Source organism: Paenibacillus sp. JT31N7 (assembly GCF_059692095.1).
The window spans coordinates 206,856-229,809 of record NZ_JCAUAT010000006.1; the positions used below are offsets into that span (position 1 = coordinate 206,856).

A 22,954-nucleotide genomic window follows, 5' to 3' on the forward strand; every position below is an offset into this window, starting at 1 on the left:
AAGGCCATGCGGCACACATTTTTAACCTGGACGGTTAGACGGGGAGGACGATAGATATGACAGAGACCGAAAAACAGGCGGTTGAAGAGCTGGCTACCTTCGCGGGAGGCTGCTTCTGGTGCATGGTGACTCCCTTCGAGGAACTGCCGGGCATTCACGGCATCGTATCGGGGTATACCGGCGGCAGCGAGGCGAATCCGACCTACGAGCAGGTCAAAGCGGGAGAGACCGGTCATGCGGAAGCGGTGCAGATCCGGTTCGATCCTGACGTTTTTCCTTATGAAAAGCTGCTAGAGCTGTTCTGGCAGCAGGTCGACCCGACGGATGCGTTTGGGCAGTTTCAGGACCGGGGGCTTTCGTACCGGGCGGCTATTTTTACTCACACGGAGAAGCAGAGGGAGCTTGCGGAGCAGTCCAAGCGGGAACTGGCGCAAAGCGGCCGTTTCGACAAGCCGGTCGTGACGGAGATCGTTCCGGCGGGACCTTTCTACGAAGCCGAGGAGTACCATCAGAATTACCACCGCAAAAATCCGAAGCACTATAAAGAAGACCGCGCCCAATCCGGGCGGGACGAATTTATCGGCAGCCACTGGAAATAAAATCGACGTCATGGAATGAAAATGAGGCCGGAAGCCGGCAGACATACCCGGTTCCGGCCGAATAATGAACAAATGCGGAATTTTGAGAGGAGCCTATGAATCATGAGTGTACATATCGGAGCTAAGGAAAACGAAATCGCGGAACGTATTTTGCTGCCGGGAGACCCGCTGCGGGCGAAGTTTATCGCCGAGAACTTCCTGGAGGATGCCGTCTGCTACAACGAGGTACGAGGGATGTACGGATTTACCGGAACCTATAAAGGCCAGCGCGTATCGGTTCAAGGGACGGGCATGGGCGTGCCGACCATTTCGATCTACGTGCACGAGCTGTTGGAAAGCTACGGCGTGAAGACGCTGGTGCGCGTCGGAACGTGCGGAGCCTTCCATGAAGACGTGAAGGTGCGCGATCTTGTGCTCGCGATGACTTCGCACACGGACTCCGCGGTTAACCGCATCCGCTTCAACGGGCTGGATTTTGCCCCGGCCGCCGATTTCGGGCTGCTGAAGAGCGCCCATGAAGCCGCCGAAACCGCAGGCATGCCCGTACATGTGGGCAGCGTCTTCACAAGCGACACGTTCTACCGCGACGACGAGGGCGCGACAGCGGCCCTGCTGACGAAGTACGGTACTTTGGCGGTAGAAATGGAGACCGCCGCGCTGTATACACTGGCCGTCAAGCACAAAGCCCGCGCCCTGTCCATTCTGACCGTCAGCGATCACCTCGTGACCGGTGAGGAAACGACGGCGGAAGAGCGCCAGACGACGTTCCGCCAGATGATCGAAGTCGCGCTCGATACGGTGATCCGGTATTAAAATGTCGTATTCAACTAACTTCCCCGCTAGTTCAATAAAAAAAGACGCTCCCGCGATTTCGCTCGGGTTGCGTCTTCCTCTCCTGCTCCGAACGGAACAGGCCGAATCCCTGACCCGGTGTCGGGGATTTTTTGTTGCGGCAAGCGACGGAAAGACCGTATGCTGCCTGCCGCATGTCTTAGCAAGGCGTGTCTTTTAAGTAGGAGCCTAGTACGTGCATAAAAAAAGAATCCGAAGTTAAACCGGATTCCTCCTATGCTATTAGGTTTCTAATTAAAGTAACTTCTATTTCCACCTTCTGCTATACCACTATTTGTGATGCGGTTCAGCTTAACGGGATCAGCGGCGAAAAATGCGAAAGGAGCTGGTGATGGCCAGCTCCCTGATGAGGGATAGCTACCTTCATTATGAAAAGGTAGGAGCAGGGAATTCATCAATTCTCATACGAAGTAAACTATACGGTTTTTCCCGCAGGTCTCTTCCATAATGAAATCTCGCCTGCCGATGTAATTGATTCACAATGACATATAAGTATTGATCGGGGCCAATCGAAAAAGTATCCGGCCATAAAATTCTCGGGTCATGTGCGATGGTTTCCATTGCGCCATTCGGCAATATCTTCCGGATACTGTTGTTTTCATAGTCTCCCGCATAAACGGTTCCTTTTGCGCCGGTGATCATTCCATCAGACGCGCCTTTTTCCCCCCAATACTGCACATAGTGGGATAAATCCATGTCTTGTATCCTTCTGTCTCTTAGGGCTTCTGTTGAGATCGAGAACAGCTGACGGCTGGTTAGCGGAGCATAAAATAAAACCTTTCCATCAGGAGAAATCGCTAAACTATCGGAAGCCAATCTGAATGGGAAAGTCGAGCCGTCCGGGTTTCGATTCATCAAAATTTGACCTTCTACTTTCGGTAAAAAATAGGGGTCAGGTGAAGTTGATATGGCCCCATTTAACCGTCTAAACGCGTTCCCATTTTCTAAATCTACGACGATAATAGCCCCTGGCCCTGTGGAAGAAGAATCCGTTATATAGGCATAGCCTGCTCTTCCAACCCGAAAATCCAAGCGGACATCATTCAGATAAGTTGTTGGCAAGACAACATCTTCTGCAAAGGTATATACTCTCCTTATTGTATTCGTGCTTAAATCAACAGCAACTAATTTTGCTCCCCCTTGAATTGGTTCAGAAAAATTTGGTGCCCCTGTATCCAGTACCCAAAGTGTTCCTCTTCCATCCGCAACGATACTTTGGACACTGACGAAAGACTTCGTAATATTTCCGATATTAACCAAATTGGTTTCTAAACTGGGATAAGGCCGCAATTCACCCTCAACAATTTCCGCCACAGTAAATGGAACGTCGTCTCCCCATTTCGGAAAGCAAACAAAAATACGACCGGTTTCGGAAACGCTGACACCTGTAGGCATAGCCCCGTAAAAAGCATGCACCAGTTCAAACTGCCCAAAATATTTTTCTATAGGTAACATAGGTTGCATGATATCCTCCTCATCAAATCCGAACGATATATCACCTATATATGATGAAAATATTTTGTAATGCCTAGTTCTTGATAAATTTTTCTATCCGATTACGTGCACCTACTACGAGTTTCCTTCCTGGGGTTCTAATGCTCCGGAGAAGCGGGAAGCGAAGGTATTGATGCGGGAATTCATTCAGTCGAAGCATTTTAACGTGTAAAAACGAACAGGAGCAAAGCCGCTTGTAGACGCAGACCCGGGTATCCGATAAAATACGGGGATACCAGTCACTGAACAGCAAGGAAGGGATTTTGATGAATTCATCCGCAGACGGCCGCCCTGTGCCGTCTTATGTATATAGTTTTGCCTGCCACGAGGACGAAAAGGAGCTCTGCATGCTGGAGCTGCGCACCCTGCTGGGCGTCCGGCCGCAGGACGGCTGGGCCGAGAGCCCGCTGGAGCTGGACCCGAGCCGGAGCCCGTTTATCCGGCACCGGCTCGAGGTCCGGCTCCAGGCGGCCAGCCTGGCCGAGCTGGCCGAAGAGGCCGAGTCGCTCGATTTGAACGGGGACACGTTCAAGCTGCTCTACGTGGAGGCCGAAGGGAAGGCCTCCTACGACGAGCGGCGCGCCATCGAGCGCCGGATCGGCCGGCATGTCCGGGGCAAAGCGGACATGAAGCAGCCCCGGCACCTGCTCGGCGCGGCTTACGCCGGCGGCCGCTGGGTGCTGGGGCCGTGCCGCCGGAGCGAAGCCGTCTGGCTGGCGCACAACAGCAAGCCGCGGCAGTATTCCACGGCGCTGAGTACGCGAGTGGCCCGCGCCGCGGTTAACATCGCGGTGCCGGACCCGGCCGGCATCCGCGCGGTCGATCCGTGCTGCGGCATCGGCACGGTCCTGGTGGAGGCCTTGTCGATGGGCATCGACATCGTCGGCCGCGATCTCAACCCGCTTGCCGTCCGCGGCGCGCGGGAAAATCTCGCCCACTTCGGGTATCCCGATGTGGTGAAGATATGCGACATCCGTGACCTGGATGGCGCCTACGATGCGCTGCTTCTCGACATGCCGTACAATCTGTGCTCGGTTCTGAGCACAGAGGAGCAGCTCGAGATGCTGCGCAGCGCCCGCAGGCTCGCTCCGCGGGCAGTCGTCATCTCGGCGGAGCCGGTCGACGCCGCTCTGGAGCGGGCGGGCTTCGCCGTGAAGGACCGCTGCGTCGTCCGCAAAGGGAGCTTCGAGCGGCAGATTATCGTGTGCGAGCGAGAGGACGGGGCGGAATAGGACGACGTCAGGGAGATGGATATCTAAAAAAGCTGCGTAATACGCAGTTAAAACGGTATTGTCAGCAGCAAAAAAGAATCCCTAGATGCGCGAACATTTAAGGACTCTGGCGAACGGGATCGGGCGGAGCCTGCACGAGGAACCGGCCCGGTAAGAATAGAGGCGAACGGACGGGAATGCGTCATTTTAGAAAATAAGTCGCTACTTTGGGTGGAGAAAGGTGCAAAGTCAAGAAGGAGAACAGTGAATCCCTGTTCTCCTTTTTTGTTCTGGCGTGGAGGTTATTCTTGGCCCGAGGTTGATCTGTTTCTATCTCCATGGTTCGACTGCTTATCGTTGTTGCCTATTCCTTCACCGGCTTTGTTGCCTAATGCGGCGCCCGCAACCCCGCCTGCCAATGTACCCAACGGGCCTAGAATGGAGCCTACGGCAGCACCTGCCGCAGCACCTCCGACGGTTCCTGCAGCTTCACCGGCATTAATGCCGTCTTGGCCATCGCGGCTGCGGCTCTGTTTATCGTTATTCTCGGACATATTGTTCCCTCCTTACACGTGGTATGGAAGCACAGCTGTTTGGATCAGCGCTGGTCCCAACCTAGTGTACCCGTCCTTGAGGGAAGACATCCCTTGATTTCTGTTACGGTTTGCCTTAAATCAGATGAGCTGGTCGAGGCTTATTGACTTAAGTTAAGATTTATACCGAAAAGAGCAGGCAGAGCGGGCAGCGCCGACATGCTTGCTCTTTTGTGTTCTTTTAAACGAACGCAAGTTAGGTCTTACTTTTAAGACGCCAAACAGGAAATTATGCCCTTTAAAAAAAGCGTTGAAATTTATGTAATCATTAGTTATAATACAAAGCATAACAAATAGTAAAACGCTTTCATTAAGAGAGGGTGAAGCAATGAACCTAGCCGGAATGAACATTACGTACAAGCACTTTCCCTTCGAGCACTTCCTGGATTCCATGTCGGAGCTCGGCATCGGTCATATCGAACTGTGGGCGGGTGAGCCTCATTTGTATGTCTACCGGAATGTCCTCGGTAACTTAAGGCAGATCAGGCAGCAGCTGAAGTCAAGAGATATGCAGGTTGTCTGTTACACGCCGGAGCAGTGCGTCTATCCGTTCAACATCGCGGCCTCAGACGCGCATTTGCGGCAGAAGAGTGTCAATTATTTCATTGATAATCTGTACGCCGCGCTAGAGCTGGGGACCGATAGGATGCTTATGACTTCGGGAATCGGGGACTTCTCGGTATCCCGGGAGCAATCGTGGAAATATGCAACCGATTCGATCTACCAGGTATCGCGGGTGGCTGAGAAAGAGGGGGTGACGCTTGCGCTGGAGCCTCTGACCCGGTTCGAATCGAATCTTCTGATCGGTGTGGAGGGAATTCTAAGGGTGATGAGTGACATCCATTCCCCTTCGTTACAAGGAATGATCGATACCGTAGCGATGGAGCTTGCAGGAGAGACACCGGAGGATTACTTTACGAAACTGCCGGAGCTCTGCCATTTCCATCTGATTGATGGAGACGGCTCGTCCGATGCGCATCTGGCTTTAGATGACGGGGTGCTGAATTGGAGAGAATATGTAACAGCCCTTCAAAGCCACGGTTATAAAGGAGCTTGCACCTTAGAGATTATGGGGGCCGGTTATTACCAGAGTCCGCATGAGGCACTTAAGAAATCAATCGGGAAAATAAGGGATTTGAAAGTCTACTCATCTTGATTTGGAGGAACTCGCTATGAGTAATGACACACTTACACGAAAACTGGGTTTCTGGTCGGCCCTGGCTATCGCAGTTGGAACTACGGTAGGTTCCGGAATATTTGTCTCTTCCGGGGATGTGGCAAAAGCGGCGGGTCTTCCCTCAATTTCAATCCTGGCCTGGATTATCGGCGGGATCATCGCGATTCCGCAGGTCATGGTGCTGGCTGAATTATCAACGGCTTATCCGCAAAATGGAAGCGGTTACGTATACTTGAATAAGGCGGGTTGGAGGCCCCTGGCTTTCCTGTACGGCTGGGCGACATTCTGGGCGCTCGATCCGCCGTCCATTTCCATTATGGCTTTGGCCATCGTGGCTTACTTGGCAAGCTTCTTCCCGTTCTTTGCCGGGTTTGCGGGCAAGCTCCTTGGGGTGGCGATTATTTTAATTATCACCTCCATCCATTACCGCAGCGTTAAGGGAGGCGGAAGCTTTCAGGTCATTATTACCGCTGTTAAAATCATTCCTTTCCTGATTGTTATTGTGCTCGGACTTATGTACATGAATGTTGACAACTTCGCTTACACTCCAGCGGCGGGAGCCGGAAGCTCAAGTCTGATCGGAGGCGTATCCGCTACGACCTGGGCGTACACGGGAATGGCTGCCATCTGTTTTATGGCTGGAGAATTCAAAAATCCGGGGAAAGTTCTCCCTAAGGCGTTAATCAGTTCGGTGCTGATTATACTTGGCCTGTATACACTGCTTGCGGTGTGTGTCACCGGCTTGATGCCGTTCGACAAGCTGATGGGTTCCAGCTCTGCTGTATCCGACGCCGTGAAATACATTCCGGGACTATCCGGTATGGCCTCATCCTTTGTGGCCGTTACGGCAATCATTGTTATTCTGGGTTCCTTGAGCTCGTGTATTATGTTTCAGCCGCGCCTGGAATATGCCATGGCGAAGGACGGACTGTTCTTCCAACGCTTTGGGAAAGTCCATCCCAAATTCGAAACACCCAGCTTCTCGATCATCGCTCAGGTTACATTTGCCTGTATTCTTGTGTTTTTTAGCAATCTAACGGAATTGCTGGGTTACTTTACACTCATTCAGCTGGTTATTAACATCCTCGACTTTGCCGCCGTCTACAAATGCCGGAAGAGAGACGATTATAACCCGATTTACCGGATGCCCATGTGGAGAGTAACGACAATCCTGGCGATCGCCGGGGCGGCATGGCTGGCATGGGGAACCTTTACGTGGGCCCCGATTCAAGGCATGATTGCGGCAGCAATTGTTATCGCGACAGGCCTGCCCGTGTACTATTACTGGGAGAAGAAATACGGCTCCAAAAAGTCCGGGGACAGCCAAATCGTTGCTTAGTCAAAAAAATGTTGTTTAAATTGTTATATTAATTTATAATACAAGACATAACAAATAAAATTGGATCATATTGGAGATCGTCTCCAATATGGGGAGGGAACGAACATGTTGAACTTTGATGAACAGTTATTCCTTAAGCTTGTAGAACAAGAGGGCCTTGCCTTTAGAGGGCAGATTGAAGAGATTGTGGACGGAATTTGCAAGAAAGGGTACAGCAACCTCTTTCTGATTGGTGCGGGCGGCACGATCGCCATGATGTATCCTTATGAATATATTTTGAAATCGAACTCGACGATTGACGTGCATGCGGAGATTGCCGCTGAGTTCATGGTGATGAACAACCGCCATTTCAGCAAAGATTCCGTATGTATTTTCACCTCCGTATCCGGGACCACTCAGGAGACTGTGGCCGCAGCCGAGTTCTGTAAGGAACGCGGGGCAACTACCATCGCGCTTGTGGCTGAACCGGATACACCGCTGACGAAGATTGTGGATCACTGCATCACCACGGGCTCGGAGAAACATTCCTTCGATACGTTCTTTATGCTGCTGCACATGGTCGTGTTCCGCTTCATGTATAACAATAACGAGTTCCCTCAATACGATCAGTTTGTCAAGGAAGTCTCCCTGCTGCCGCGTGCGATTCTGGATGCGGTCAAGACCTTCGATCCGAAAGCGGAAGCCTTCGCGAAAGAGCATAAGGATACTGACTACCACATGATGGTGGGCTCCGGAAATCTATGGGGGAATACGTACTCTTACGCGATGTGTATTCTGGAAGAGATGCAGTGGATTCATGCGAAATCGATCCATGCGGCGGAATTCTTCCACGGCACACTTGAGCTGGTGGTTGAGGATACCAGCGTGATTCTGCTAAAAGGTGAAGACGAAACCCGACCGCTGATGGACCGCGTGGAACGTTTTGCCGAGAAGGTCACGAAGAAATTGACCATTATTGATACCAAGGAATTCAAAATGGAAGGCATCAGCGAAGAGTTCAGAAAACACTTTTCCGTAAATATCAACTGGTCCGTACTAAGCCGCATCAGTGTCCACCTGGAGCGTGAGAGAAACCATCCGTTAACGCTTAGAAGATACTATCGTCAAATGGAATATTAAAATGTCGTGAGCACTACTTCGTAGTGCTCCTCTTTTAATCGCAGGGAAGGCGGGAGCAAGATGAGAATCGTTACAGTCGGAGATAACTGCATGGATGTCTATCAGGCCAGCGGCAAAGCCTACCCGGGAGGCAATCCGGTGAATGTGGCCGTTTATTTAACGGAACTGGGTGCACAGACCGCTTATATAGGCTGGGTTGGTACCGACATATATGGGGAGATTATGATTCAGGCTATTAAGGATAAGGGCGTGGATACTTCCCGAATATCCAAAAAGGCAGGAAAAACAGCGGTAACCCAGGTCGAGATGATCGGCAATGACCGCAAGTTTGGCGATTATGACGAAGGGGTTATGGCGCAGTTCTCTCTTACTCCGGAGGAAATTAGCTTTGCCGGAAATTATCAGCTTGTACATTCGGGCATATGGGGGCATGCCGATAAGTATTTTGCTGCGTTTAAGGAAAAGGGTCTGGTGACCTCCTTTGATTTCTCAGACCAGCTCAGCGACGAGCTTGTGCAGACCTTAACGCCTCACGTGGATTATCCGTTCTTCTCTTATACCCGGGACGATGGCTATATCCGGGGGCTTTTGACCGAAGTGAAGCAGAGAGGATCTCGGATCGCCGTCGCTACTCTGGGAGAGAACGGTTCACTGGCCTATGACGGGGAGCGGTTCTATACGTGCGGCGTTGGAAAAGTGAATGTGGTGGATACGATGGGCGCGGGAGACTCATTTATTGCCGGGTTCATCTACGGCCGATTGAGTGGGCTTTCGATTGAGGCTTGCCTGGAGCAGGGCGCAACGACGGCGGCGAAGACCATAGGATATTTCGGGGCATGGTGACTGGAGTAGGCCATCAATGTATAATAGGTAATATATAATCATTGATGGATAAGGATGAATGAACGATGAATTTAAATCCTTCAACCCCCCAGCCGCTGTATATGCAGATCCGGCAAATGTTGAAGAATGATATCCAGCACGGAAGATATAAACCGGATGAACAGATTCCAACCGAGGCGGAGCTCTGTGATACTTATAAGGTAAGCCGGATTACGATCAGGAAAGCGATCGAGGAATTGGTGCGGGACGGCACGCTGACGCGAATTCCCCGCAGAGGCACCTTTGTGGCCTCGAACAAGTTCCACAATGAGCTGTTATCTGTAAGCGGATTCTCGGAGTTCAGCCATCAGCTCGGCATGATCCCGAACTCCCGGATTCTCCGGAGTGAGGTCATTCAGGCCTCGGAGGAGGTAGCCGGGCATCTTCAGATTGAGGAAGGCAGTCCCGTGCTGGAGCTTGAGCGGCTGATGTACGTGGATGACCGCCCTCTTTTCTATGATATTGCCCATTATTCACTCACCCGGTTCCCCGATCTGGAGAAGAAGATTGCGATGAACGAATCGACCTACAAGATTCTGTCGGAGGACTATCATACCGAAATTGTAAGCAATGATAAGATCATCGATGTCATTGGGGCGACTAAAGATTACGCGAAGCTGCTTGAATGTGATATCGGGGCGAATCTGTTCCGGATCTTAAAAATTGCTTTCGACGCGAATGATGAGCCGGTTCACCTCTCCAGCTTCATGTGTGAGACCAACCGGGTCAACTTGACCGTTCATCGAGCCAAATAAGACATGCCTAGCGGCATGAAGACCCCAAAAGAAGGGGTCTTTTTGTTTATTAGGGAGCATGGAACTATTCCAGCCTGAACCCCTGCTTTTCCAGAAACGGCTTCAAATGAGCGCGTACCGGCTGGCGGTACTTGTCCGCCATGCTCCGGGACCAGGTAACGCTCTGTTTGCCCCCGGTCCGTTCCTCGTAATATTTCCGCGTCGTTTCGTCGTACTGGCGGACGCCTTCGTCCGAGCGTTCGCTCTGATAGCCGTTCTCGTGGAGAACGGCCGTTTGGGGGAGCCGTGGGCGGAGAGAAGGCTCCTGATCCGGCACGCCTACGCACATTCCGAACACCGGATAAACGAGCTCCGGAAGCTTCAGCGCTTCGGCGACGCCGTCCGGGTTGTTGCGGATGCCTCCGATATAGCAGATGCCCAGACTGAGTGATTCGGCCGCGATTGCGGCATTCTGCGCGGCGAGCGCGGCGTCCATTGAGGCGACGAGGAAGCTTTCGGTGTTCTGGTGGAACACTTCGCCGGACTGCTCGGTTGCTTTGCGGAGACGGCTCAGGTCGGCGCAGAACACGAGGAAGAGCCCGCACTGCTCGACGTAGGCCTGGTTGCCGGTGAGCCGGGCCAGTTCTTTTTTCAGTACGGGATCGGTGGCGGCGATGATAGTATAGGCTTGTACGCTGCTTGAAGTGGAGGCCATTTGTGCGGATGCAATAATTGCCTGAAGCTGGTCGCCGGGAATCGGGTCCGGTTTAAACTTGCGGATGGAACGGTGTCGCGTTAGCAGATCGATAACGGAATTCATAGTCGCAGTCTCCTTTTTCAGAACATAAGATAAATGTTGATCGGGTTGTTACAGTTAGTTCTATTATAAGCGAAAACTTGGTAAGATCGTACTTATAGCAGGAAATATAAGGAACTGACAGGAGCCGGGAAGGACGGCCGCAAAGCAGCGGTGAGTACCGGAGGAACAAGTGTGGCGGGACCGGAAGCGGGACTGGAATTTAAAAGACGCGGGGGGCCGAATATGGACGAACGGATAGAACGGACCGAGCGGACCGAGCGGACCGAACGGGATGTTGTTCCGCCGATTTCCGAAAAAAATTTGCTGAAAAAGCGGTCTTTTATAAAACGGAGCGTTTTTGTGCTGCCGCTTGTCGCGGCGTTGTCCGCATGCAGTGTGACACACAGTGTGAAAACGGATCCGATCCGAGCTGCCGCCAAGTCCATGAAAAAGAACCTGAAAGGGTATAAAGGGCTTTATTGTACGTTTACCCGACCCGATGTAACCTGCAGGATCGACTGGAAAGGGGAGCCGGACCCGGATACGCATGCTGCCCTGATTACTGCTGTGAAGGCGTTCGTCACGCCCAAGCATATGCGGGAAATTGCCCGCAGTGTGAGCTGGAATTTGGAAATTTCCGAATTCCATTTACTGCTCAATACGGATGACAATAAAACGGACGCGGAGCACATGTATTCCGCCCGTTATTACAAAACGTCGGATGCGAGCGATGATTCCGAAGCCAATATAGATGCTTACAGGACCTGGACGGAAGACGGGGCGAAGGCTGTTCCTCTTGAAAACGGATCTGATTGAATCGGCTGCCTTGGCGGCCTTTTTTTGGCTGGGCGGCAGGGCCAAGCTGTTTACGGTGTCCTAGTATACGGCGCCATGTTTGCATCTGAAGCACTGGGAGTGGTCCAAACGAATCGGGCTTTTTTCAAAAAAACTTTGCGGAGCGGGAACGGTTTTGCTGTTTCTGTTGTCTAATGGGTGGAGGTGAAGGCGTTGGGGGCTCAGCAGGTGAACGAAGAGGAAAAACCGCCGAAAGAAAACTTTCGGGCGTTGATGCTGGATTACGGGCAAGACGTGTGGAACTACGCCTTCTTTCTGACCGGACGCAGGGAAATGGCGGATGATATTTCGCAGGATGTTTTTTTGAGTGTTTTCCGCCACATGGATACGTTCGAAGGGAAAGCTTCCGTCAAAACGTGGCTGTTCGCGATAACCCGGAATACGGCGCGCAATCAGTTGCGGACGGCTTTCATGCGCAGGGTGATTCTGGTCGGCCGTGCGCGGCCCGGGAGCAGCCATCCGTCGGCGGAGAGTGAAGTGATGGAGGCGGCTTTCACGGACGAGATCTGGGAAATAGTGATGAAGCTTCCCGCAAAATTCAGGGAAGTGCTCGTGCTGGATGCCAAATACGAGATGACGATGGGGGAAATCGCTCAGGTGCTCGGCGTATCGGAGGGAACCGTGAAATCGCGGCTGTCGCGCGCACGCAAAAAGGTGTCGGAAGTATGGAAGGAGGAGTCTGCTTATGAACGGGGCTAAACCGGAATGGTACGACAAGCTGAAATCGGGACCTTTTACGAGAAAAACCTTCACGATGGACGATATTTACAGCATCGAGCAAAAGGCGGCGAAATCCGCTCGGGGCGGCCGTATTCGGAAGCCGGGCTTCCCCGGAAGAAGGAGAACGCTGCCCGTATTGGCGGCTGTGTTCTTGTGCCTGGCGGCGGCCGCGTTCCTGTTCCGCGGGGAACTGGCGCCCGCCGTAACCAAGGCATGGTCCGGGTTCTTGAAGCCGACGGAGCCGCCGCAGCAGGAAACGGGGACCTTCTATCTCAAAGGAGACGCGACAGTTGTGTCCGAGCCGGAGGTTTTCGGCGATGAGGAAACGGATACGACGGTAAATTCCGAGAACCCCGTTACGGTTCTGGAGAAGCGGAACGGGTTCGTGAAAATCGGCGAGAAGCGCTGGATTCCGGAATGGTACTTGAACAAAGACGCGGACAAGAGACTTAAAGAAGTGCGGCTCAGCCAATTTTTGACGGAAAGGCCAGTCGTGACGATGAAGCCTTATTATGGCGTTATTGTACATGAGGTCAATTTTTCGCTGTATCCCGGGGAACCGAAGCCTTCCGGCGGGGTTTTGAAGTACGGCCGAGTGGTTCAAGTTATAAGAGACTACCAGGATTGGGTCTGCGTAAATGTGTTCTCCTATGACGGCCGCAAATATGCGGGAGATAAGTGGGTGCCCAAAAAAAACGTGGGAGTCTACGATTCCTCCATTGCAAAAGAAGGATTGCTAAAAAATAGGGTCGAGGCTTTGTTCCCTTCCGGTACGCCGACTTACCTGATCCCGGGTGCAAGAATTGTGATCGAAGGGGAGACAGACGGACTTTATATGATCCGTTCTCAAAGCACTTATACCGCAAAAATTTATAAATCGGATTTTCTCCCGAACCCGTTCCTGGGGCCGGACCGCAAGGAGGACACAGACCCTCAGTGGTACTTCACCCGGGAAGAAATGTTGGACCGCTACGGGGACTTCGCCAAAACCCGAACGGACGACTCGCTCAAAGGGCTGGAGCCGATCGATATTTTCCGCTATTACGTGATGGCTTCGGAAAAAGGGGATTGGGAAACGGTCTATGCCCTTCTGATAAAAGGCAGCGATTACGCCACGCCGAGCCGGGAGGAATACATGACCGATATGGGCAGGGAACCGGATGCGGATAAACAGGCGAAACAGAAATGGGACGCTTTGCGGAAGGATTACACGCTGTACCAGGAAAGCAGCGGGGACTCCGCCTACATTGTCATGACGAAGCGGGGGTCCAGTTCACCGGAGGACAAACAAACGTTCAGCCTGACCCGCAACAAAGCCGGCATTTGGAAAGTGAGTTGGCTGCCCATGCAGTAAAGCCGGATAAAAAGGAAAGAGCCAACTTTGCGTGGTCGGGGCAAAGTTGGCTTTTTAGCGTGCGGGGACCTGTGTAGGTGATGCCCTGTATGATGAAAGCTCGATCAGTTCGTGAAGACGTGGTTCCCGATCACGGCCATTTTCGGACGCGACTTGCTCCAGGATGAAGTGGCGACGTCCGGATTGAAGTAAAACAGCGCGCCCCCGGTCGGATCGGAGCCGTTAAGGGCGGCGCGTGCCGCTTTGTAAGCCGTTTCGTTAGGCTTCAGCCAATACTGGCCGTCACGGATGGCGGAAAACTGTCCCGGCTGGTGAATGACGCCCGGAATGGAATCCGGGAACTGGTTGGACTGCACGCGGTTGATGACGACGGCGCCGATCGCAACCTGCCCCTGGTAAGATTCGCCGCGGGCTTCGGAATAGATGATGCGCGCCATCTGCTCCAGAGCGTTCTGTTTCGGCAGGGCCGCTTTCTCCAGCTTGCCGAGAGTCTTCGAGTCGGCTTCGCCGTCGACGGGAAGGCCGTAAGCGCGCTGGAATTTTTTCACGGACTCCGCCGTTTTCATTCCGTAGTAGCCGGTGACGCCCGCGTCAAAGTAACCGAGCGCGTCAAGCCGCTCCTGAAGGTTCAGAACGTGCTCGCTCTGGGTTCCCGTGCTCAGGGACATGGCCGAGGCCGAAGGGGCCGCGCTGACAAGGCCGATGGCGCATGCTGCGGCAGATAATAATATAGGCATTTTTTTCATGGTTAAAGGAAAACCTCCTCTTGTTTTTATGACCACGTTTTGTGTACGTGCGATAGGGACTTAAGGGCCTACGATGGTCATCAAAAGCTTCCGCCCACGCTTATCGGCGGCTGCAGGGGAGTGACGGCGGGCCGGCTCTATTCCGGCTCGTCCTTTATACTGTTCGGGGAGCCCCGCCGAATTGTTTCCGTAGGAACGAAAAAAATGGATAGGCGTTCCATTTTTAAAAAGAAAGAGACCCACAGCAACGGGCTGCGGGTCTTAAGATTTATTTATTAAAAGGGGGTCGAGTTTTAGTATAGAGCTTTTATATTAAAGGAAGATGAAAACTGGATTGCAGTTATGTTACAAATTGTTATCGGAATGTATTCTCTTCGTCCGCGGAGTGGTATAGTTCTAGGGTGAGCTTTGAAACCAGGCTTGCATAGAGCGGCAAGAGGACAAAAAAGACAGAAGTTGAAGGTGAACGGTTGTGAGTCAGGCCCCTTTTTACACCGTGCCTCCGGGTACGGGACAAACGAACATTCCGCAAGCCGCCATGGCTTCCGCACATACAAGCAGGGAACTGGTCCCGGACGGAGAACGGGACGCTTTTTACTTCCGACGGCTGGAGGCGCAGGGCATCGCCCTGAACGAGCCGCAAATCCGGGCGGTAAGACACTTCGAAGGACCGCTGCTGACGCTGGCGGGCGCCGGTTCGGGCAAAACGTCCGTGCTCGTCTGCCGGACGGGCTATTTGCTCGCGGTTCGCCAAATCCGGGCGGCGAGCATTTTGCTTGTCACGTTTTCCAGCAAAGCCGCCGCCGAAATGAGAGAACGCATCTCCGCACTGCCGGGAATAACGGCCCAGGAAGCCTCCCGGCTTCAAGCGCGGACGTTTCACTCTTTTTTTCTGCGGGTTATCAGGAGCCAGGGGGTCCAAGAAGAGATTTTCAACGAGACGCGCCGGCAGCATATCCTGCTCAAGCAGATTATGCGGGAGCTGGGCATCCCCGATACGTATCAGCCCGAAACGCTTTTGACGCTGCTTTCTTTCTATAAAATGAACCGGACGGAGCTTCAGGACCTGCCGCAGCAAACGAAGGAAGAGAAAGAAATCCGGAGCATTCTGATCCGCTATGAAGAATGGAAGCGGGCCAACGCCAAAATCGACTTCGACGACGTGCTTCTCCGGGCGTACCGGATGCTGAAGGAGAACGAGAGCCTGCTGCGCTCGCTGCAGAACCGTTTTCAATATGTCATGGTGGACGAGTTTCAGGACACGAACGGCATCCAGTACGACCTTATCCGCATGATTGCTTCCCCGCAGAACCATTTGATGGTGGTCGGGGATGACGACCAGACGATTTATTCGTTTAACGGGGCGCGGAGCGAATTTATTCTTCATTTTGAAAAAGAGTTCCCGTCCGCCAAGGTGATTACGCTCGCGATTAATTACCGCTCGGGGGCGTCTATCGTGGGGCTCGGAAACGAAATCATCCGGCACAACAAGATGCGGCGGGAGAAGACGCTGAAAGCCGCGAGCGCGGACAGCGCCCGGCCCCAGTATATCCGCCCGCTGACGACCGACGAGGAGGCGGAAATCGTCCTCTCCCGTATCCGGCAGGATGTGGAGCAGGGAAAACGGAGTTACGGGGATTACGCCGTGCTTTACCGCTCCGCAAGCAACAACCGCGCTCTGCTGGAGCAGCTCGTTCTGCGCGAAATCCCCTATATCGATTACGGGGACGGGCAGCTGCTGTACGAGCATTGGCTGATCAAGCCGATTCTGGATCATATGCGCCTGTCTTTGAACCGCCGGGACTTCGAGGCGATGGAGGGGGTGCTGCCTTCTCTGTACATCAACCGGGAGCACGGGATGGCGTATATCCGCCAACAGGAGGCCCGGCAGCCGAAGAAAGGACCGCTGGTCCATTTGCTGTCCATGCCGGACAAGAAGGACTTCCAGAAAGAGAAGATCCAGGCCAGACTGGAGCTGATCCGGGAGCTGAAAAAACTGAAGCCGATAGACGCGATCCGCAAAATGCGCGTGCATTTCTACGACGCCTACGTCGAGACGGACGGGCGGAAGCAGCCGACCCAGCATAAGGAAATGCTCAAGGAGATGCTGGACGAGCTGGAAACGTCGGCGGAACGGTTCCGCACCACGGCCGAGTTCGTCCTGTTCGTGGACGACGTGCTGTCCCGGAGCAGACAGAGCGGCCGCCATCTCTCCGAGGAGCAGGGCGACCGGGTCGCTTTGATGACCATTCACCGTTCCAAAGGATTGGAGTTTCCCGTGGTCGTCCTGATCGGAGCGTGCGAGGGCAGTCTGCCCCACAGCTCCGTACTGGACCCGAAAGCGGCGGACAGCGCCGCCGATCTCGAAGAGGAACGGCGCCTCGCCTACGTGGCCGTGACCAGAGCCCGCGAGGAGCTCATCGTAAGCTCGCCTTCCCTGTACCGGGGAAGAAAGGCGGGCGTTTCCCGGTTCGTCGTGTCCGCTTTTACGGGGCGGAGCGGCGATTCGCCGGTTTCCGGCCGCCGCGCGCAGCCGTCCTCCGGCAAGCGGACGGTGACGGCGGTGAGCCGCACCGCACCGGCGTCCGGCAGGGCGCCGGAGCGAAGCGCGCCGGCAGGGCCGGTACGCACGGAGACGGTGCCCGCGTGGCTCTGCACCGGACCGGGCTGCAACGCCTGGGTGCGGATCGCCGCCGGCGAGCCCGCTGCGGGCAAGGCCCCCGGCGCGCCGGCGAAAGCCTGCCCGCTGTGCGGGGCGCCGATGACGGCGGGCCGCCGGGAAGCGGCCGTGCGCGCGGCAGGGCGGTGAGGGCGCGGCGTGGAGCCCTCTGACGGGCCGGGCTGCCGGCGAAGGCTTGCCCGCTGAGGGCGGGGCCGTCCCGGTGGGCTGGCCCCATGCGCGTGCCCGAGGCTCCGCTGTGCGGTCGCCGATGACGGCCGGCCGTTGAGGGCAGGGCCTGGAGCCCGCCGCGGGCCGGGCTGTCCGGCTGGCCACGATATGCGAGCCCGGGGCCTGCCCGCTGTGCGGTCACCGACCAAGCGGCTCGTACTCCGGCGGGAATAGCTGCCGGAGTACCGTCAGCGCACCGCTAACGGCGCCTGTGACACTCCCGCAATTCAGCCGGAATCGCACATGCGCATACAACCCCAAAAAAAGAACGGACCGGCATTTCCATACCCGGTCCGTTCTTTTTATTTCCACAATCGGGGGAGCGGCCCGTCCTCACCGAAAACGGGATCCGTGTCCGGCACGGGAACGCTGACGATCTTTTCCCGGATGGCGGGGGTTAAGCTTTCGCCCTTTTTGTGAAGGTCGGGCTCCATGCCGTCCGGATAGGCTCCTACGATCTTGAAGTCGGGGCTGCCCGACAGCTTTTTGTGCCCGGTTCCGGCAGGCAGCACGACCACATCGCCGGTCTTCAGCTCTACCTGCTTTCCATGCTCGCCGCCGAGCCGGACTACCGCGCTTCCGCTAATGACGCCGAGGACTTCGTGCGCGTTGCTGTGGTAATGATGGTAATCGAACACGCCGTTAGTCCAACTGTTCAGCCAGTTATGCCGGTTAAACAGCTTCTCCGTCTGCTCCGCATTTTCCCGAAAAGCCCCGCTGTACAGAAGCACGGGCAACTGGGGGTGGTTCGGAATGTCGCCATCTTCCTTGAAAAAGAATGTTTTCACGTTAGCGTCCGCTGAACTCATTTATAATTCCCTCCCTAAAATCATCTGTAAAAATAAGCTCTTAAAATTTTTGGAACTAAATTTTTGACCCTACCTATAGTTAACCTACCTGATATTTTTTTAATACGAGAAAATAAAACAAAAAACCTCCTCCGTTTTGGAAAGGAAGAGGTCTTTTTAGGGTTTCCATTTTTGGAAGCTTACCCGTGGAAACTTTTAGGACAACTCTTTAAAACCGGCGTTATTGGGGATTGGTTGTCCAGATTCCGGCGGTCTTGATGAATACGCGAGGCGGAAGCTTCAGCGTGGTCGTAATGAGCTCCGCTACGTCTTCCGGCTGCATCATGCGGTCTTCGTCGCCGATTTTGAGGCCCGCATTGCTCGCCAGATCCGTATTGACCGTGCTTGGCGTCAGCGCCGTTACGCGGATGTTGGATTTGCGGACTTCCTGCATAAGCGCCTCGGTCAGACCGAGAACCCCGAATTTGGAGGCGCAGTAAGCCGATCCGGTCGCAAAACCGCGTTCTCCGGCCGTAGAGGCCACATTAATGATATTTCCGCTGTTTTGCTGGATCATGCCCGGTAGGACGGCACGCGTCACATAATAGGTTCCCATGAGGTTGACCTGAATAATGCGCTCCCACTGCTCGGGGTCCATATCCGCCACCGTGCCGAATTGGGCGATTCCGGCATTGTTGATCAAAATATCGACATGGCCGAGCTCTCCGGTTAAGGAGGAGATAGCCTGCTGCACTTCGGTTGATTTCGAAATATCGGCGGAAGCATAGAAAACCTTGACTCCGTAAGTACCGGAAAGCTCTTTACGAAGGGCTTCCAGGTCCGCTGTGCTTCTGGCCAGAAGACCGAGGTTAACGCCTTCTTTGGCAAGCGCGATGGCGGCGGCTCTGCCGATTCCTTTGCCGGCCCCGGTAATGATGGCCGTTTTGTTCTTAAGCTCCATGAATGTCTCTCCTTTATTCCCTTGAGGGATCTTTTGTCTCTTAGCTAAGTTACCATAGTAGTTACAGTTTATCAAAACCGACCGAAACTATTTTCCGGCTTAAAAGAGGGCTTCGCTTCGGAAGCTCTTTTTTTGTACGGATGTTTGTTTTTTTCAAGACCCAAACTGTCTCTTATCCGCGCACATATTCTAGCAGGAATCCGAAAAAGGAGTGAGAGAATGGGAGCTTTAACTTCGATTATTATATTGACCCGGAACGGGCTGCAGCATACCCGGGCTTGTGTGGAAAGCGTACAAAAGTACACGTCTTTGCCGTACGAGTTTATTTTTGTGGATAACGGATCGACCGACGGCACTCTGGCCTATTTATCCACGGTCCGAAATGCCACCGTGCTTGCCAACTCTGAGAACAAAGGCTTTGCCGGTGGCTGCAACCAGGGAATCCGGGCGGCCAGGGGAGACTACCTGCTGCTCCTGAACAATGATGTCGTCGTTACGGAAAATTGGCTGCAAGGGCTGCGCGGCTGGCTCGATTGGGACCAGACCATCGGCATCGTCGGACCTGTTTCCTGTAACGTGGCACCGATTCAGCGGATTCAGCCGGACTCTTATCAAACCATGGTCGAGATGCAGCAGTTTGCGCGCAAGTGGAGAGAGCAAAACATAGGAATGGGATTTTATCCGCACCGGCTGATCGGTTTTTGTATGCTTTTTCATAAAAAACTGATTGAAACCATCGGAGGATTCGATGAGCGTTTTTACCCCGGCGGTTATGAAGATGACGATTTTTGCCTTCGTACCCGGATTAGCGGAAAAATTTTGTGGGCTGCCTGCGACGTTTACGTGCATCATCACGGTCACGCGACTTTTACGGCCAACGGACTCGCTTGGCACGAACAAGGCCTCTACAATGCGGAAATATTCCGGAACAAATGGAATCTGGAAGTTTCTGCGGGCGAACTGGAAAAAACGGGCTACAACCCGAGTCTCATCGTAGAGAAGGTTAAAACCTTTTGCCCCGAAAAGCATTTCGTGCCGTTAGGTGAAGAAGACGGCTTGGCGTGAGCCCGAATTTTTTAACACATGGTAACTCTACAAACCAATTACGTTCGAAGTTAATAGATTAATAGAGGAGGTGAGGTTATGACCATTTTATTTAACAATTTGATTCAAAACGGCGGTTTCGAGCTGGGAAGCATGGATGCCTGGGGAGCCTATAATGCCGTTGCGGTGAGTACAAATCCCAAGGTTGGCGCAAATGCTTGCCTAATGACGGGCGGAAATGTCGGGGCGGGGATCGTTCAGGCGGTTTTCGCTTTGCCGGGAGAAAGCTATGCGATATCCGCTTCATTTGCCAAAACCGGCACCGGTACGAGTCCACAAGTTAACGTAACGCTGGCTTACTATGATTCCTCGTATTTGTTCATTTCGGACGGAATAGCCAGCACGATTCAGCAGGGAACCCTTCCCGACGTGTCAACCGGTACATGGAAAATGCTTTACGAGGTAACCGGTGCGGTGCCTGCGAATGCGGCCTATGCCTCTTTTCTGGTGACTCTTTCACCTTTGCAAAATTCATCGAACGTGCTGGTGGACGAAGTCGTTGTCATGAATGCAAGCGCAAGTGCATCGGGTGTCACGGGTGCGACTGGAGCGACCGGACCGGCCGGACCGGCTGGAAGTACGGGAGCTACGGGGCCGGCAGGAGCCACGGGAGCAGCGGGGCCGACTGGTGCTACAGGAGCAACCGGGGCCGACGGAGCGACAGGTGCGACCGGAGCTGATGGAGCAACAGGTGCGACCGGAGCCGACGGAGCAACAGGAGTAACCGGAGCCGATGGAGCCACGGGTGCGACCGGGCCGACTGGCGCTATAGGCGCAACAGGAGCCGATGGAGCCACGGGTGCGACCGGGCCGACTGGTGCTATAGGCGCAACAGGAGCCGATGGAGCAACAGGCGCGACCGGAACCGATGGAGCGACAGGAGCAACGGGAGCCGATGGAGCGACAGGAGCAACGGGAGCCGATGGAGCAACAGGCGCAACTGGGGCCGATGGAGCAACAGGCGCGACCGGAGCTGATGGAGCGACAGGTGCGACTGGGGCCGATGGAGCAACAGGCGCGACCGGAGCTGATGGAGCGACAGGTGCGACGGGTGCTGACGGAGTGACAGGTGCGACGGGAGCCGATGGAGCCACAGGAGTAACCGGGGCTGATGGAGCCACAGGAGCAACCGGGGCCGATGGAGTGACAGGTGCAACCGGGGCCGATGGAGTGACAGGTGCGACGGGAGCCGATGGAGTGACAGGTGCGACGGGAGCCGATGGAGTGACAGGAGCAACCGGGGCAGATGGAGCAACAGGAGCAACCGGGGCCGATGGAGCAACAGGTACGACGGGAGCCGATGGAGCGACAGGCGTAACCGGGGCTGACGGAGCAACAGGTGTCACGGGAGCCGATGGAGCCACAGGTGCGACCGGGCCGACTGGTGCTACAGGTGCAACCGGGGCCGATGGAGCAACAGGTGCAACCGGGGCTGATGGAGCGACTGGTGCAACCGGAGCCGATGGAGCAACGGGTGCAACCGGGGCCGACGGAGCGACGGGTGCTGACGGAGCAACCGGAGCCACAGGTGCAACCGGAGCTGATGGAGCGACAGGTGCAACCGGAGCCGATGGAGCGACAGGAGTAACCGGAGCTGATGGGGCGACAGGAGTAACCGGGGCCGATGGAGTGACAGGTGCGACCGGAGCCGACGGAGCCACAGGAGCAGCAGGGGCCGACGGAGCCACAGGAGTAACCGGGGCTGATGGAGCAACAGGAGTAACCGGAGCCGATGGAGCAACAGGTGCGACAGGAGCGACCGGAGCCGATGGAGCAACGGGTGCGACCGGGCCGACTGGTGCTACAGGAGCAACGGGAGCGGACGGAGCGACAGGTGCAACCGGGGCTGACGGAGCGACAGGTGCGACGGGAGCTGATGGAGCAACAGGCGCAACCGGAGCTGATGGAGCGACAGGAGCTGATGGAGCCACAGGCGCAACCGGAGCTGATGGAGCGACAGGAGCTGATGGAGCGACAGGAGCAACCGGGGCTGATGGAGCAACAGGAGCAACCGGGCCGACTGGTGCTACAGGAGCAACTGGAGCCGACGGAGCCACAGGTGCAACGGGAGCCGATGGAGCCACGGGTGCGACCGGGGCCGATGGAGCAACAGGAGTAACCGGAGCCGATGGAGCCACGGGTGCGACCGGGCCGACTGGTGCTACAGGTGCAACGGGAGCCGATGGAGCGACAGGTGCGACGGGAGCCGACGGAGCAACGGGTGCTACTGGCCCGACAGGAGCGACAGGTGCCACGGGGGCCGACGGAACGGCAGGAGCCGACGGTGCAGCGGGAACCGGCTTCACTTCGTTTGCCAGCCGGAGTAATACGGGAGGGACAACGGTCACCGCAGGGGGACTGGTTCCGTTCAACACGGCCGGCGTCCAATACGGCACGGCTATTACGTTCAGTCCGGCTGCGCCGACGACGACTTTTCTGATCAACGAACCGGGCTATTACCGGGTAAGTTTTCTCATCTATACGGGAACGCTCAGCCTGCTGTCTTCGGTGGCCGCAAGTTTCAGCGGGACGGCAGTGCCGCAGCCGAGTGCCTCGGTATTTTCACTGGCATTGGCGGGAGGCGTATTGACAGGCGATCTGCTCTTCCAGGCGGTAACGACGGGAAGCCTTACGGTTTCCGTGTCCGGTTTGACGTTAACGCTCAGCGGCACGGGAACGAACGCCCAGATCACGGTAGAAAAACTGGATTAACCCGCGTTCGCTTTCTTTTCGAGGC

General features: G+C 54.8%; 20 protein-coding genes. 14 read left to right on the forward strand and 6 right to left on the reverse strand.

The window, feature by feature from the left end:
* The first annotated feature begins 56 nt into the window (after positions 1-56).
* Both msrA and deoD read left to right on the forward strand, forming a co-directional pair.
* On the forward strand, positions 57-599 hold the full coding sequence (gene msrA / locus AC58P5_RS23080; protein ID WP_497390757.1) for a peptide-methionine (S)-S-oxide reductase MsrA: 543 nt from the start codon (positions 57-59) through the stop codon (positions 597-599).
* Between the two features lie 102 nt (positions 600-701).
* Complete coding sequence (deoD, locus tag AC58P5_RS23085; RefSeq protein ID WP_497390759.1) at positions 702-1,412, forward strand: purine-nucleoside phosphorylase; 711 nt, start codon at positions 702-704, stop codon at positions 1,410-1,412.
* 405 nt (positions 1,413-1,817) lie between these two features.
* Here deoD and AC58P5_RS23090 read toward each other — a convergent pair whose 3' ends face one another.
* Positions 1,818-2,915, reverse strand: coding sequence for an L-dopachrome tautomerase-related protein (locus AC58P5_RS23090; RefSeq protein ID WP_497390761.1), 1,098 nt, complete (start codon positions 2,913-2,915; stop codon positions 1,818-1,820).
* Positions 2,916-3,211: 296 nt separating this feature from the next.
* Here AC58P5_RS23090 and AC58P5_RS23095 point away from each other — a divergent pair, with 296 nt between their 5' ends.
* Positions 3,212-4,177, forward strand: a complete 966-nt coding sequence (locus AC58P5_RS23095) for a TRM11 family SAM-dependent methyltransferase (protein ID WP_497390763.1) — start codon at positions 3,212-3,214, stop codon at positions 4,175-4,177.
* A gap of 281 nt (positions 4,178-4,458) precedes the next feature.
* Here AC58P5_RS23095 and AC58P5_RS23100 read toward each other — a convergent pair whose 3' ends face one another.
* A complete protein-coding gene (locus AC58P5_RS23100; RefSeq protein ID WP_497390765.1) occupies positions 4,459-4,710 on the reverse strand; it encodes a hypothetical protein in 252 nt (83 codons plus the stop codon).
* Positions 4,711-5,077: 367 nt separating this feature from the next.
* Here AC58P5_RS23100 and AC58P5_RS23105 point away from each other — a divergent pair, with 367 nt between their 5' ends.
* From AC58P5_RS23105 to AC58P5_RS23125, 5 genes are all read left to right on the forward strand, one after another.
* Complete coding sequence (locus tag AC58P5_RS23105) at positions 5,078-5,905, forward strand: TIM barrel protein (protein ID WP_497390767.1); 828 nt, start codon at positions 5,078-5,080, stop codon at positions 5,903-5,905.
* Between the two features lie 16 nt (positions 5,906-5,921).
* The gene (locus AC58P5_RS23110; RefSeq protein ID WP_497390769.1) at positions 5,922-7,265 is read left to right on the forward strand and encodes an amino acid permease; all 1,344 of its coding nucleotides are present in this window, start codon (positions 5,922-5,924) and stop codon (positions 7,263-7,265) included.
* A 105-nt stretch (positions 7,266-7,370) separates the two neighbouring features.
* Positions 7,371-8,384 (forward strand): SIS domain-containing protein, encoded by a 1,014-nt coding sequence (locus tag AC58P5_RS23115; RefSeq protein WP_497390771.1) that lies wholly within the window; start codon positions 7,371-7,373, stop codon positions 8,382-8,384.
* Between the two features lie 60 nt (positions 8,385-8,444).
* On the forward strand, positions 8,445-9,227 hold the full coding sequence (gene frlD, locus AC58P5_RS23120; protein WP_497390773.1) for a fructoselysine 6-kinase: 783 nt from the start codon (positions 8,445-8,447) through the stop codon (positions 9,225-9,227).
* Between the two features lie 65 nt (positions 9,228-9,292).
* On the forward strand, positions 9,293-10,021 hold the full coding sequence (locus AC58P5_RS23125; RefSeq protein ID WP_497390775.1) for a GntR family transcriptional regulator: 729 nt from the start codon (positions 9,293-9,295) through the stop codon (positions 10,019-10,021).
* 64 nt (positions 10,022-10,085) lie between these two features.
* Here the strand turns inward: AC58P5_RS23125 and nfsA are convergent, their stop codons facing one another.
* Positions 10,086-10,820, reverse strand: coding sequence for an oxygen-insensitive NADPH nitroreductase (gene nfsA / locus AC58P5_RS23130; protein ID WP_497390777.1), 735 nt, complete (start codon positions 10,818-10,820; stop codon positions 10,086-10,088).
* A 171-nt stretch (positions 10,821-10,991) separates the two neighbouring features.
* On the opposite strand from nfsA, the gene AC58P5_RS23135 reads away from it, so the two are divergent.
* The 3 genes from AC58P5_RS23135 (at position 10,992) to AC58P5_RS23145 (ending at position 13,728) form a co-directional block, all read left to right on the forward strand.
* Entirely contained in the window at positions 10,992-11,615 is a 624-nt protein-coding gene (locus AC58P5_RS23135; protein WP_497390779.1) for a hypothetical protein, read from the forward strand.
* Positions 11,616-11,807: 192 nt separating this feature from the next.
* Positions 11,808-12,353 (forward strand): RNA polymerase sigma factor, encoded by a 546-nt coding sequence (locus tag AC58P5_RS23140; RefSeq protein ID WP_497390781.1) that lies wholly within the window; start codon positions 11,808-11,810, stop codon positions 12,351-12,353.
* Positions 12,340-13,728 carry an SH3 domain-containing protein gene (locus AC58P5_RS23145; RefSeq protein WP_497390783.1) on the forward strand — a complete coding sequence of 463 codons (1,389 nt, stop codon included), beginning with the start codon at positions 12,340-12,342 and terminating at the stop codon, positions 13,726-13,728. Before AC58P5_RS23140 ends, AC58P5_RS23145 begins: the two co-directional genes overlap by 14 nt.
* 104 nt (positions 13,729-13,832) lie before the next feature.
* Here the strand turns inward: AC58P5_RS23145 and AC58P5_RS23150 are convergent, their stop codons facing one another.
* Complete coding sequence (locus AC58P5_RS23150) at positions 13,833-14,474, reverse strand: cell wall hydrolase (RefSeq protein WP_497390785.1); 642 nt, start codon at positions 14,472-14,474, stop codon at positions 13,833-13,835.
* 472 nt (positions 14,475-14,946) lie between these two features.
* Here AC58P5_RS23150 and AC58P5_RS23155 point away from each other — a divergent pair, with 472 nt between their 5' ends.
* Entirely contained in the window at positions 14,947-17,283 is a 2,337-nt protein-coding gene (locus tag AC58P5_RS23155; RefSeq protein ID WP_497390787.1) for a UvrD-helicase domain-containing protein, read from the forward strand.
* A gap of 383 nt (positions 17,284-17,666) precedes the next feature.
* On the opposite strand, the gene AC58P5_RS23160 is transcribed toward AC58P5_RS23155, so the two are convergent.
* Together AC58P5_RS23160 and AC58P5_RS23165 are read right to left on the reverse strand one after the other, a co-directional pair.
* Positions 17,667-18,173 carry a cupin domain-containing protein gene (locus tag AC58P5_RS23160; protein ID WP_497390789.1) on the reverse strand — a complete coding sequence of 169 codons (507 nt, stop codon included), beginning with the start codon at positions 18,171-18,173 and terminating at the stop codon, positions 17,667-17,669.
* 220 nt (positions 18,174-18,393) lie between these two features.
* Positions 18,394-19,113: a 3-ketoacyl-ACP reductase gene (locus tag AC58P5_RS23165; RefSeq protein ID WP_497390791.1), complete on the reverse strand. Its 720-nt coding sequence runs from the start codon at positions 19,111-19,113 to the stop codon at positions 18,394-18,396.
* Positions 19,114-19,332: 219 nt separating this feature from the next.
* Between AC58P5_RS23165 and AC58P5_RS23170 the strand changes: the two genes are divergently transcribed.
* Together AC58P5_RS23170 and AC58P5_RS23175 are read left to right on the forward strand one after the other, a co-directional pair.
* A complete protein-coding gene (locus AC58P5_RS23170) occupies positions 19,333-20,178 on the forward strand; it encodes a glycosyltransferase family 2 protein (protein ID WP_497390793.1) in 846 nt (281 codons plus the stop codon).
* Between the two features lie 78 nt (positions 20,179-20,256).
* Positions 20,257-22,929 (forward strand): NTTRR-F1 domain, encoded by a 2,673-nt coding sequence (locus AC58P5_RS23175; RefSeq protein ID WP_497390795.1) that lies wholly within the window; start codon positions 20,257-20,259, stop codon positions 22,927-22,929.
* Positions 22,930-22,954: the final 25 nt, after the last annotated feature.